At 45.7% G+C, this 13,138-nt stretch carries 11 protein-coding genes; 5 read left to right on the top strand and 6 right to left on the bottom strand.

Going from position 1 to position 13,138, the window contains the following annotated elements; all coding sequences use genetic code 11:
* Nucleotides 1-388: 388 nt before the first annotated feature.
* From DYB02_RS09685 to DYB02_RS09665, 5 genes are all read right to left on the bottom strand, one after another.
* On the bottom strand, nt 389-1,540 hold the full coding sequence (locus tag DYB02_RS09685) for an ABC transporter permease (RefSeq protein WP_029806510.1): 1,152 nt from the start codon (nt 1,538-1,540) through the stop codon (nt 389-391).
* Nucleotides 1,537-2,703, bottom strand: coding sequence for an ABC transporter permease (locus DYB02_RS09680; protein WP_029806508.1), 1,167 nt, complete (start codon nt 2,701-2,703; stop codon nt 1,537-1,539). The genes DYB02_RS09685 and DYB02_RS09680 overlap by 4 nt, the downstream gene beginning before the upstream one ends.
* A gap of 20 nt (nt 2,704-2,723) precedes the next feature.
* Nucleotides 2,724-3,704 carry an HlyD family secretion protein gene (locus tag DYB02_RS09675; protein WP_005500450.1) on the bottom strand — a complete coding sequence of 327 codons (981 nt, stop codon included), beginning with the start codon at nt 3,702-3,704 and terminating at the stop codon, nt 2,724-2,726.
* 3 nt (nt 3,705-3,707) lie between these two features.
* Entirely contained in the window at nt 3,708-5,123 is a 1,416-nt protein-coding gene (locus DYB02_RS09670; protein ID WP_029845820.1) for a TolC family protein, read from the bottom strand.
* 134 nt (nt 5,124-5,257) lie between these two features.
* A complete protein-coding gene (locus DYB02_RS09665) occupies nt 5,258-5,485 on the bottom strand; it encodes a hypothetical protein (protein ID WP_005500455.1) in 228 nt (75 codons plus the stop codon).
* Nucleotides 5,486-5,980: 495 nt separating this feature from the next.
* On the opposite strand from DYB02_RS09665, the gene DYB02_RS09660 reads away from it, so the two are divergent.
* The 5 genes from DYB02_RS09660 to gnd all read left to right on the top strand — a co-directional run bounded on the left by DYB02_RS09660 (nt 5,981) and on the right by gnd (nt 12,639).
* The gene (locus tag DYB02_RS09660) at nt 5,981-7,600 is read left to right on the top strand and encodes an ATP-binding protein (protein WP_025508073.1); all 1,620 of its coding nucleotides are present in this window, start codon (nt 5,981-5,983) and stop codon (nt 7,598-7,600) included.
* On the top strand, nt 7,597-8,283 hold the full coding sequence (locus DYB02_RS09655) for a response regulator (protein WP_029804312.1): 687 nt from the start codon (nt 7,597-7,599) through the stop codon (nt 8,281-8,283). The genes DYB02_RS09660 and DYB02_RS09655 overlap by 4 nt, the downstream gene beginning before the upstream one ends.
* 652 nt (nt 8,284-8,935) lie before the next feature.
* A complete protein-coding gene (gene zwf / locus DYB02_RS09650; RefSeq protein WP_005500460.1) occupies nt 8,936-10,438 on the top strand; it encodes a glucose-6-phosphate dehydrogenase in 1,503 nt (500 codons plus the stop codon).
* Nucleotides 10,435-11,151 (top strand): 6-phosphogluconolactonase, encoded by a 717-nt coding sequence (pgl, locus tag DYB02_RS09645; RefSeq protein ID WP_029804314.1) that lies wholly within the window; start codon nt 10,435-10,437, stop codon nt 11,149-11,151. Before zwf ends, pgl begins: the two co-directional genes overlap by 4 nt.
* A gap of 39 nt (nt 11,152-11,190) precedes the next feature.
* Nucleotides 11,191-12,639 (top strand): decarboxylating NADP(+)-dependent phosphogluconate dehydrogenase, encoded by a 1,449-nt coding sequence (gnd, locus tag DYB02_RS09640; protein WP_015296824.1) that lies wholly within the window; start codon nt 11,191-11,193, stop codon nt 12,637-12,639.
* A gap of 85 nt (nt 12,640-12,724) precedes the next feature.
* Here the strand turns inward: gnd and DYB02_RS09635 are convergent, their stop codons facing one another.
* On the bottom strand, nt 12,725-12,928 hold the full coding sequence (locus DYB02_RS09635; protein ID WP_005464314.1) for a hypothetical protein: 204 nt from the start codon (nt 12,926-12,928) through the stop codon (nt 12,725-12,727).
* Between the last annotated feature and the right edge of the window lie 210 nt (nt 12,929-13,138).

Raw genomic sequence — 13,138 nt, 5'->3', positions numbered from 1 at the left:
GACGTGATTTTCGACTCTCACTAGAGCGGCGCACTTCTTGTGAAACCGCTGATAAAACAGTCGTTGGTGCGCTCGAAAATTACGGTATAGGAAAGGTGTTATTCGATAAAATGCAAAAATTCGATGGTTTTTATGGCAAAAAACGATGTTAAAAGTGATGAATTTTTGTACGTCAAGCTGGAGCAGGCTATTGTGAGTGTTGGTTACAAATTTGTCACAAATGTTTAAAGTTATTTATCGGACGAATCCTTGATTAAAGTCAATTTCAATCTGAGGTTGTGAGGCGTTCAAATACAACAAAGGGGGCGATAGTTCGCCCCCTTTGTTGTTCATCTGGTCATGGAATTGTGATTTCTGTCAACTTATCTCTTTGAGCTGCAGAGAAAAATTAACTTAGGCTTTCGGTAACAACGGGTTTGTTGTTACGTTTTGCTATCCAATACGCCACACCACCCCATAGCGCAACAAGCAACCACAATGCTGTCCAATGTTTGGCAACTTGCTGCCATGTCGCGCCCATTTGGTTAAGCGCCAAGAAGCCTTTTATTGCCCAAGTACTCGGGCTCAAATCGGCTATCCAAAGCAGTGGAGCCGGTATCGATTCAACTGGCCAAATGAAGCCCGCTAAAAAGATGAGAGGCATTGAACTGACTAGAACCACTAAGGTGACCAGTTCTCTTCTTGGTAGTAGATAGCCAAGCCAAAAGCCTAACCCACAACAACCCAGCAAGAACGGGAAAAGCATGGTTAAGAGCTCACCTGCTTTGGCAATGTGATTCACACTCAGACGTTCGAAGCTAAAACCAAAGTAATACGCGCTCAGTAAGTAATAAATGGCAATAAACACCAACGTTCTTACCAATAACAATGACCCGGTTGATACCTGAGACCAGTAGCCTCGGCCATGACGCTGCGAACCGGTTTGCAAGCCAACTGCCATAATAAGTGTTTGCTGTAAAATCAGCACAAAGACAGCAGGAACCACGTATTCGATATAGCCCATCGTTGGGTTGAAGGTCGGTTTCATGTTCAGCTTGATAGCAGAGTAATTGTGGCTCGCCAAACTAAGGGGTACGCCTTCAATCACCATTTTACTGACTTTAACTTGTGCGCCTAATGTACCGCCTGCTTGAGCTAAACCTTCAACGACCGTGCCGTAAACTAAGAAGTAAGAGGCGTCTGCGGCGTACGCAAGAGTCGGGCTTTTACCTAACATTACGTCTTTGTAGAAGTGCTCAGGGATCACTAAGAAACCCGTAACTTCGCGATTTAAAAACGCTTGTTTTGCATCCTCAACTGTATGTAAACGCGAGACGATTTTGACTTGAGGTGTCGCATCGACCATACGCTCTAGCTTTAGGCTGGTTTGGCTTCCGTCTAGGTTTACGACCGCAATTGGCTGCTCTCTAGGGGTTTGTTGTGCGTATGGCAGCGGATACAAAAACGAATAAAAAACCACGCCACCAAAAACAGTTAATGTGACGACGGGGTTGGTCAGCACAGAGCGAATCTCTGCTTTAATCAGTTGCCAGAGTGTCATGCTGCCTCCCTTTGCTGAGTCGACAGTGCTGCCGCTCGGTATTTATGAATGAATGCGGCTGTCAGTAAGAGTGGCACCACATACCAGATCATTGGCCACAAAGCACTAAACGATTGAGCGGCTGAGGCTCCGTAGCTTGCCTGACCAACCTGAACTTCGATGTAATGGGTGATAGGTAATAGTGAGCGCCAAGCATGAGCGAGCGTGTTCATGTCGGAAACTGGAAACGTAATCCCCATAAAAGCAAAACTTGGCGCAGTAAACGCACCAGCAAAACTCATTGCGCGGGCAGGGTCCATCGATAAAAAGAAAAACAGTGCGCCCATAATGATACAGGCAACAACGGTGACCAATTGAGCCAGTAACATGACTACGAGACTGCCTTCCATCGGCCAGTCCAATAACACATAAAACCAGTAGAGGAACAAGGCACCTTGCAACATAAACACTGGGATGTATTGGCTCAAAATTGCGCTGAGTTTTGTGTATGGTTTATTACCCAAAAACTCAAAGCCATTTTTGCCCCCATAAATGCGAAAGTGCGCCGCAAGGATCAAAATCGTACTCACAACGATACAAATTTGCCAAATCGCAGGCACGATAGCGGTGACCAAAAACTGCGCGTAGTTAGTGTTGCGATTAAACAGCGCGGTGATTTGGGTCGACACTGGCACAGCTTGGCCGAGCGCGGACAACGTCGTTGTATTGCCTTTGGCGAGATTGCCCATCACTTGCACCTGAGCATCAAAGTACCCTTGAGCTTGTGCCACGGCTGAATTAATTAACTTTGCCACCAAAATATATTGGCTGTTAAAAAACACTGAAAGCTGCGGTTGGCGATGCAGCAAAATGTCTTGGTCAAACTTAGATGGAATGACGGTAAAAGCGTAAATATCGCCTTCAATCATGGCATTCTTGGCTTCATTCGCACTGGTGTAGTGATAATCCACAGAAAGCGTTGAAGAGGCATCTAACGTTTGGATCAACTTACGAGAGAGTTGCGAATGTTGTAAATCGACCACGCCAATCGGCAGGTCTCTCGCAATCCCCGCAGAAAACACGCCCCAAATGGTAAGCGAAAGCAAAATAGGCACCCAAGTTAAGCACGACAGTAACCACTTGTCGCGCCGTAACACATGCCGTTGTGAAACCTTAATCGTCATAGATTTTTTACCTTGAGCGATTACAGCTCAACCACAACGCTCATACCCATGCGCAGTTCTGGTTCTGGTTGAGTAGGGCGAGCTTCTACTTCAAAGGTACGCAGATCGAAACCTTGTGCTGCATCGGTCGCTCGCCAAGTTGCGAAATCGCCCATTACTGCAACGTGCGTGACTTTAAACTCGACACTTTTATCTAATGCTGGCAGGTATGCGTTAAATGTGGTGTCTTTAGTGAAGTGTTTAAGCAGATCCTCGCGCACGTTCAGTGTTGCCCATGCATCTTCAGTGTCGATGACGGTCACGACAGGGAAGCCCTGCGGTGCAAGCTCACCGCTTTGTAAAAGTACTTGAGATACTTCACCGTCAAACCAACTGTAGATTTGAGTATCTTTCGCATAGGCTTCCACTTCAGCAACTGCGCCAGACGCCATACGAGCTTTCTCCGCCGCGGCCACTTTGGTTTCGCTACGAGCCCCTTCTTTCGCCATCTCATACATCTGGAAAGCGGCACTTTCGGTGTATTTAGAAGCTTGCCATTGGGTTAACGCTTCATCGCGTTTTTGCTCGGCAACCACACCATCTTTATACAGGTTGTTCACGCGGTTATAGGTTTTTTCCATCAAATCCGCTGCGGCTTTCGCTTTTAGCCATTGGTCTTTCGCGGCTTGAATTTGTTGCTCACGTGCACCTTTCTCTGCTTCTTGCGCTAGTGCATCTGCCGCTTTTTCACCAGCTTTTGCTTGTTCCAGTTTCGCTTCGATTTCTGGGCTGTGAAGCGTAAAAATTAACTGGCCTTTTTCAACATCATCGCCTTTGCGAACCATCACTTCGTCGATGCGACCTGGGACTTTTGATGAAATGCTGTATTGCTGAGCTTCAATCAAACCTTGCAAGCGAACTGGTTCTGGCTGATAAGCTTGGTAAAACTGATAGCCAACCCAAGAAGCCACACCCAAGGCGCAAAGTGAAAGTAGAACGGGTTTTAAAGATTTTGCTGCCATGACTTATTTAACCTCTTTGGATATTTTCGCTGGGGCGTAAGCGGTATTTTGATATTGTTCGAAGCTGTTCATTTCACTGCTTAATGCTAATAGTTTGGTTAGTGAAATCAGATAGCGGAAGCGCGCCGCCGAACGTTGAGTTTCGATACTGGCGACATAAAGCTGAGCGTCAACCACATCAAGAGAAGAAGAAAGACCTTGAGTGAATGCCTTCTCTCGCAGAAGCAGGTTTTCATTGGCTAGTGCGATGCTGGATTCTAAGCCTTGCACTTCATCAATCGCTTGCTGCGCTTCTAGATACGTTTTCTGCACAAGTAAAGACAAGTCTTGTTTGGCTTGAGATTTAAGAGCATCAACTTGAGATACAACGCTTTGTGCAGCTTTGACTTTTTCGCTTCGACCTGTGGATTCAATCAATGGAATGTTAACGCCAACCCCTACGAGCCAATCCGGTTTCATTTGGCTCGCCAACGAATCGTCTTCGTACAGGCTGTAATCGCCATATAAGTAAACTTCTGGGTAGTATTTTCCTTTCTCTGCCTTAATTAAGCTCGATGCCTGTTTGTGCTTGGCATCCAAAATGTCGAGCCCAGGGTAGGTGAGCAAGGTCTGATCGATAAATGCACTCAGTGGTGGTAGGTTATCGTTAATGAACAAGGTTTCTGCTGGTTCAACAGAATCCTCTTGCGCGAGAAGTTTTCCAAGAGCAGCTTGTGCAATACTCAAGTCACTGGCGGCTTTGCGTGTTTCTACTTTGGCTTTGTCTAATGAGGCTTCAGCTTGTAGGCGTTCAACGCGAGCGATCTGTCCTTGCTCTTCCAGCTTGATGGCAAAATCTCGGTGCTTTTTCAAACCTTGTTCTACTGTTTGGCGCGTAGCGAGCACTTCTTTGGCAAGTACAACTGAGAAGTAGTATTTAGAAAGGTCTTCAAAGCGAGCCTGTTGCTCCATGGCTAACTGACTTTTCGCTTCATCGGTTTTACCCGCCGCGGCAGATTGCGCAGCTGAGATTCGGCCACCAGTAAAGATAGGCCAAATCGCACGGATAGAAGAAGAGAAAATATCGCGCTCAGTAATGGTTGAAGTGGTGTTCGCTAAGGCACCAAAAATGGGTTGAAAAGCAGGTGGCACATTAATGTGTGTTCCAGTGCTATCTAGGATCTGTTTTCCTGAAAGAGTAACGTCGGTGTCCAAGCGTGTGTAGTTAGCACCAATGCTTACTTGAGGCAGATTAAGGTTGCTGGTTGCGCTTTCTTGATATTGATAGTTCTCAACATTTGCACGTTGAGCTTTAAGAGAATAGTTGTTTTCTAGTAACAACTGCCACGCAGTGTCAAACGTGATCGGTGCTGAATGGCAGGCAAGAGAAATGGAGCTACTAATAAGGCCCAATACCCAAAACTTTCCAGTTTGTTTCATAATGGCTACTTTGTTGTAGAGTATTGGCTCTAATATAAAGTAATCAACTCACGCTGTTAAGTGGTTGAAAGGAAGAATTAAGGGTAAATCAGCGCTCAGCATCGCCAATCACTGAGCGCGAGGTTGTTAAGAGTTTATTTCATACGAGGGCAGTGGAATTCCGCTCGCCATTCTAGTTGGCGAGAACCACGCATCGTGTTCAACAAATCTTTACCGCTCATTTGAGGAAACGAGAGTAACACCTTGAGATCCGAAGCATTACCTCCGTTTTTTTCATAAGCCCTGACGTGTGTAAAAGTTGAATACATATTCTCTGACAGCATAGCCTTATTCAGGCAAATTCCAAATGTATCGCGTTCCATGTTTGGTGTTCCTTCTAAACTATAAATTCACCTCTGTTTATAGTTTTCCAGTTTGCAGATGGTGTCTAAGTGTTTGTCATATAGCCAGTATTTGTATTTTTATTAAGTTATTTCCAAATTGCCTGACTTCAATGTTGAGCTAATAATAGACTTCCAGCTTCACTGCTTTCTTATAAGATGCTCTTTGTGGCTTCTTGACTAAAAATTATACGATGGAAAGTCTAAATGTGCCTCAAAAACCGCTAAATTTGGTGTGATCGTAATCATGCTTTAAAGGGCAATTTATGTATGCCATTGAATATCAGCAAGGAATATTGTGCCTGATGAATGGATGTAATTTTATGTTTCACGCCGCCTATTAATTCACCATAAAAGTCACGCTTTGTTTGCCGTGTTCACAGATTTATCATCTGATCTAAGCCTTGCTGTTAACTCGATGTTAACTTAGAACAACACCACAGTGACGTGGAAGTGGGTTAACGGTAAGGATGTACCATGAGTTGGAGAACCATCAGCTTTAGAAAGCGCATGCTGGTCATTATGACGCTCTCGGGCTTGATCGAGTTACTTCTGCTCGTCGCCGCAGGTTTTACCTACCTTAAAGTCAATCAAGAACACGAAATGGGTGAAAAGGCACTCGGTGTTGCCCGTTTCCTTGCAGAGTCTGAAATCGTCATTGAGATGGTGGAAGCTCAGCAGCCAGAACCTTATCAAGAGTCCTTTCGCGCACTCACTAAAGCGATTGGTGCGGCCTTTATTGTGATTGGGGATAACCAAGGCGTGCGCTTAATTCATCCGGTAGATGAGCGAATTGGTAAGCCTATGAAAGGGGGAGACAACCAACGAGCTCTCGTCGAAGGTCAATCCTATGTGTCTACAGCGCGCGGTTCTTTGGGCTATTCCGTCCGCGGTAAAGCGGCGATATTCGACGCACAAGGTAACATCATTGGTGTGGTGTCGGTGGGGTATTTGCTCGACAGGCTCCAAGATCGCATTGAGCCATTCCTCGCTTTTTTAATTTTGATGGTTGTCGTCGTAGTGGTGGCAAATGCCGTGGTGTCCAATTACGCGTCTCGAAAATTCCAGCGCGCGATTTTAGGCTTCGAACCAGAAGAGATCGGCCGTCTGTATGGTGAACTGGAAGTCACCATGAGCACTATCAAAGAAGGTGTACTCAGCATTGACGCACAAGGTGTGCTTCGTTCCATCAACCGCAGTGCTTGCCAGATTCTCGGCATTGACAGAGATAAGGCGCTCAACAAACCGCTTACGGATACATTACGCGACAGCGACTTATATACCGTTCTTGAAACGGGTCAAGAAGATCACGACATTGAAATTTTCCTTAATCATAAGCGGTTAATTGCGAACCGCTCACCCATCTTTGTGGAAGGAAAGATTGTCGGGGCAGTATCAAGTTTTCGTTTGCGCGACGAGATCAATGAGCTTACGGAGCAGCTCTCGCAAACCAAAGAATATGCAGACTTGTTGCGTTCTCAAACTCACGAGCATAGAAACAAGCTCAATACGATCAGTGGCTTAGTACAAATGGGTGAGCTTGAGGCTGTACAAAAGCTCATCGGGCAAGAAACCGCCCATTATCAAGCCATGATTGAGTTTTTGCGAGATACCATAAAAGATCCGCTTATTGCGGGTATGTTGTTGGGCAAAACAGAGCGAGCACGAGAACTGGGTTTGCAGCTGGTGGTCGAGGAGGGCAGTCGCTTGGAGCCGCTTTCTGAATGGTTAAATTCGGAAGATCTGGTCACCATTTTAGGCAACTTGATCGACAATGCGTTTGATGCGACTTTGAGCGTTATTCGCAATGAATCCAACGTTGCATCAGAGCGTCGAAACATCGAAGTCTCGGTTAGCGATTACGGCAACGAAGTGATTTTAGAAGTCAGCGATCACGGATGTGGGTTGCCAGAGAACATTGAACCTCAAACCCTTTTCAAAAAAGGCATTTCGACAAAATCTCGACAAAATAGAGGGGTAGGTCTGCACCTAGTGAACCAATTAGCGACCCGCTATCACGGGCATGTTGAAATGCTACCAAACACAGAACATGGAACGCGAATAACCGTGTATTTGCCAAAGGAAGAACAAGTATGAACATGGCAACGCGAGTGATGATCATTGAAGATGACATTGCCATTGCTGAATTACACCACAAATACCTGAGCCAATTGGCAGGGTTGGATGTGGTTGGCATTGCAACGACGCGATTAGAAGCGGAAATGCAGCTCGAAGTGCTCAAGCCAGATCTGCTTTTGATGGATGTTTATCTGCCGGATGGTACAGGGTTGGAGATACTGAATACGCTGCGCTCAAACAATCAAATTTGTGATGTAATTTTGATTACCGCGGCTCGGGATGTCGACACACTACAGCAAGCGATGCGCGGAGGTGTGGTGGATTATCTGTTGAAACCCGTCATGTTCCCACGCTTGGAAGCGGCACTTAAAAAATACATCACTCAGCGCCAACAGCTGGATGTCGCGGAAAGCCTCGATCAAGGTTTGGTTGACCGCATGTTGCAATCAAATACAAGAACGGACAGTTGCCCTAAACGCTTGCCTAAAGGGATAGATAGCGTAACGCTCGATAAAATTCGCGACTTGTTTGTTGGGGAAGCCGCGCTAACGGCTGATGAAGCAGGAGAAAAGATTGGCGCTAGCCGAACCACGGCAAGACGTTATTTAGAATATTTGATCAGCTCGGGTGAACTAGAAGCGGATCTAAACTACGGCACGGTTGGGCGTCCGGAACGTTGTTATAAAAAAGTGATACGGTAACAAAACGCGAACCCAGATCGTATTTTGAGTGTAAAACAGTTAAAGCGGTGATTTTTAGTCACCGCTTTTTTGTATCAGCTAAAAATAATCTTTAAAAGAAAAGGTTGATGAAGTTGTTTTTGACAGATGAGGGCGTAGTAGTGATTCGTCCCATGAAAACAAATCGGATTAACACATTTGCACAGAGGAAATAGATTTGGCTTATTTCACACTTATTATGTAATGGATTGCAAGTGTGGGTAAGTTTTGTCCGAATTAGAGTTTTTGCTTAAATTTTAACTAACTTAAGTGTTACTTTTTTTATCCATAAAATACAAACATTTATGACGTTTTAAGTAAGTTATTTAAACGTTTGCACAGCCAAGTGTTGATGTAAATCAAATAGTCGTAGACAATACTGCCCCGTGTCGGACTTTCCTCCACTGAGCGCAAGGTTGTGCTCTTGAGACATAAGTGACCTAAATGGCCTCAAAACGTCGTGTTTCTGATGATTAGGAGCGCAACTTCTTGAGGTTCTTTGGGCCTATAGACTTTACCTATCAACGTAATAGGTAAGACCAATTTTCTATTTTTGAGTGTCATTGATAGGGTTGGCTCATCCTTTAGCCGTATCCGGGCACACAATAAGTACCTCGTTTTTAAGGGAAAGATGATGGTAATACCAGAAAACAGCAGCATCGTTATTTTTGGTGCTTCAGGTGACCTTACATATCGTAAGCTCATTCCTGCTTTATACCACCTTTATGCGAACAAGCAGCTTCCAGAGAGTTTTGCCATTCTTGGCGTAAGTCGTACTGAATACAGTGACGAGTCCTACCGCGAGAAGCTGAAAAAATCGCTTCAAGAAATGGAAAAAACCGAGCCAGAAACGCTTGATGCATTTATCAACCATCTGCATTACCAAGCAATTAACACTTCTGACACGCAAGATTACAGCAAGCTGGCAACACGTTTAGACCAACTTGCCGACGAATATCAATTCGAACAACGTAATACGCTTTTCTACCTAGCTACACCTCCAAGCCTATACAGTGTGATCCCTGCAAGCCTTGCAGCACATGGTTTGAACAATGAGGAAGATGGCTGGAAACGTCTGATCATCGAGAAACCGTTCGGTTACGACCTTGAGTCAGCACGCACGTTGGATAAAGAAATTCACGAGCACTTCCAAGAGCATCAAATCTACCGTATCGACCATTATCTAGGTAAAGAGACGGTTCAAAACCTGCTTGTTTTCCGTTTCTCTAACGCGATGTTTGAGCCGCTTTGGAACCGTAACTTCATTGATTACGTGGAAATCACAGGCGCTGAATTCCTAGGCGTAGAAGAGCGTGGTGGCTACTACGACAACTCTGGCGCTGTGCGCGACATGTTCCAAAACCACTTGCTACAAGTATTGGCAATGGTCGGTATGGAACCACCAGCACAAATCAACGCAGATTCAATGCGTGATGAAGTGGTGAAAGTGCTTCAATGCCTAAAACCACTGGATGAAACAGCACTACGTAACGATCTTGTACTTGGTCAGTACACTGCATCAGACGTGCGCGGCCAACACCTTCCGGGTTACCGTGAAGAAAACGGCGTAGCGGACGATTCTCGTACTGAGACGTACATTGGTCTAAAAGCTTACATCAACAACTGGCGTTGGAATGGTGTACCTTTCTATGTGCGCACTGGCAAGCGTCTTCCGACTCGAGTTACTGAAGTGGTTATTCACTTTAAACAAACACCGCACCCAGTGTTTGGCCAAAATGCGCCGGAAAACAAACTGATCATTCGTATTCAGCCAGACGAAGGCATCCAGATGAGCTTCGGTTTGAAAGAACCAGGTGCAGGCTTTAAAGCGAAGGAAGTGAAAATGAACTTCCACTACGCAGATCTGCAAGAGACTCAAATGCTAACTGCGTACGAGCGTCTTCTACTTGATGCTCTAAATGGCGATGCGACGCTATTTGCACGTAGCGATGCAGTTGAAGCATGTTGGCAGTACGTTCAGCCAATTTTAGACTTCAAACAAGATCCTCAATCACTCTTCGGATACGCATGTGGTACATGGGGTCCTAAAGAGTCTGATGACTTGCTTCAGCGTGACAACCGCGCTTGGCGTTTCCCATGTAAAAACCTAACAGATACGGACTACTGTGAACTATGATCAACCATAAGATCTATCAAACTGCGGAGCAGGTAGTAGAAAGCCTAGCTAACGACATGAAAGCGTTCAGCGAAATGGGCCGACCTGTTCACATCTCTCTTTCTGGCGGCAGCACTCCAAAAATGCTGTTTAAACTGTTGGCTTCTGAGGCTTACGCAACTTCGATTCAGTGGCAAAACCTTCACTTCTGGTGGGGTGATGAACGCTGCGTGGCACCTGATGATGCAGAAAGCAACTACGGTGAAGCAAACACATTGCTGTTTAGCCAAGTAAATATTCCTGCGGAAAACATTCACCGTATCCGCGGCGAAGATGAGCCTAAAGTAGAAGCAGAGCGCTTTGCAAAAGAGATGGCAGAGGGGATCCCGAATGAAAACGGAACACCTGTGTTTGACTGGATCTTATTAGGCGTTGGTGCAGATGGTCACACAGCTTCTCTGTTCCCTGGCCAAACGAATTATGATGATGCGAACCTGTCTCTTGTAGCTGCGCATCCTGAGTCGGGTCAACTTCGTGTGTCGAAAACCGCACGCGTATTAGAAGCAGCGAAACGCATTAGTTATTTAGTACTTGGCGCGGGTAAAGCGGACATTGTTGAAGAAATCAACAGTTCACCAGCTAACGTACTTCCATATCCGGCGGCGAAGATCCATGCAAAATCGGGTCTGACGGAATGGTATTTAGATTTGGACGCAGCAGCAAAAATCGCTTAATGCGCTTGCTCGTCAATGAAAGACAATTGGAGAGAAACAATGAAAGGTGATATCGGTGTAATTGGCCTAGCAGTAATGGGTCAAAACCTTATCCTAAACATGAACGACCACGGTTTTAAAGTGGTAGCTCACAACCGTACTGCTGCCAAAGTAGACGAGTTTCTGGAAGGACCAGCGAAAGGCACGAACATCATCGGTGCATACTCTCTAGAAGAACTAGTAGAGAAGCTAGAAACGCCACGTAAAGTGATGCTAATGGTTCGCGCAGGTGACGTTGTCGATAAATTCATCGACGCTCTAGTCCCTCTACTAGACAAAGGCGACATCATCATCGACGGTGGTAACACGAACTACCCAGATACAAACCGTCGCGTTGCAGCACTACGCGAAAAAGGCATCCACTTCATCGGTACTGGCGTATCTGGTGGTGAAGAAGGTGCCCGTTTTGGCCCATCTATCATGCCTGGCGGCGCTCCAGAAGCTTGGGAAGCGGTTAAGCCTATCTTCCAAGGTATTTCTGCGAAAACTGACGCTGGCGAGCCTTGTTGTGATTGGGTTGGTAACGATGGTGCAGGTCACTTCGTTAAGATGGTTCACAACGGCATCGAATACGGCGACATGCAGCTGATCACTGAAGCTTACCAGTTCATGAAAGACGGTCTTGGTATGTCTGCAGATGAAATGCAAGCGGTATTCGCTGAGTGGAACAACACTGAGCTAAATAGCTACCTAGTTGAAATCACGGCTGACATCCTTGGCTACAAAGACGAAGATGGTGAACCTCTAGTTGAAAAAATCCTAGACACTGCTGGCCAAAAAGGTACAGGTAAATGGACGGGTATCAACGCACTAGACCTAGGTATTCCACTAACGCTTATCTCTGAGTCAGTATTCTCTCGTTGCCTATCTGCACTAAAAGATCAACGTGTTGAAGCTGAGAAACTGTTCGGCAAGACAATCACGCCAGTAGAAGGTGACAAGCAAGAGTGGGTTGACGCACTACGTCAAGCGCTTCTAGCGTCTAAGATCATCTCTTACGCTCAAGGCTTTATGCTAATGCGCGAAGCATCAAACGAGAATGGCTGGGATCTAAACTACGGTAACGTTGCTCTTATGTGGCGTGGTGGTTGTATCATCCGTTCTGCGTTCCTAGGCAACATCCGTGATGCATATGAAGCAAACCCAGAACTAGCATTCCTAGGCTCTGATGATTACTTCAAAGGTATCCTACAAAACAGCCTAGTAGCATGGCGTAAAGTTGCAGCTAAGTCTCTGGAAGCAGGCATCCCAATGCCTTGTACGACTTCTGCACTGACTTTCCTCGACGGTTACACAACAGCTCGTCTACCTGCGAACCTACTGCAAGCTCAACGTGACTACTTCGGTGCTCACACTTACGAGCGTATCGACCGTGAGCGTGGTGAATTCTTCCACACTAACTGGACGGGTACAGGCGGCAACACAGCGTCTACAACTTACGACGTGTAATCGTTTTAAGTAAACCGACTGAATATAAAAGGATGCCCCAGTGGCATCCTTTTTTGTGTCTGGCTTTAGGAAACATAAAGAGCGCCTAGGCGCTCTTTTCTGTGGTCGTTTTCTTGTTTTGATAGAATCTGTCTTTGAGGTAGAGAATTGCGCTGACCACAAGAGCCACTACAGAAACAGTGAATAGGGCATACATGCTGAGAATCCATGCGAATGTGGCCGTCAAAAACGCAATGAAGGAAAACATTCTGCTGAAAGACATCACATGGCCAAGTTTGTTACTTTTCATAAACGCCTCCCAAAGCTGAGTGGGGATAGACAAGAGTGGTCATATTCCACACTTAGATTGTCTTCCTTTCTTGGCATTTTCACCCAAAAAAGTGGCTAAAGATTTCTCAAAAAAGGTGAAATATTGAACTGGTAGACAAATTTGTGGATGAAGTTGCAGCGATATGAGCTTATTTGATTATCACGTCAAAAGAATTTTACTGCACAGGCC

Origin of the sequence: Vibrio parahaemolyticus, assembly GCF_900460535.1 — a bacterium.
GTDB classification, from domain to species: domain Bacteria; phylum Pseudomonadota; class Gammaproteobacteria; order Enterobacterales; family Vibrionaceae; genus Vibrio; species Vibrio parahaemolyticus.
The sequence above is the reverse complement of the archived record's forward strand: the minus strand, read 5'-3'. Positions and strand labels throughout refer to the sequence as shown.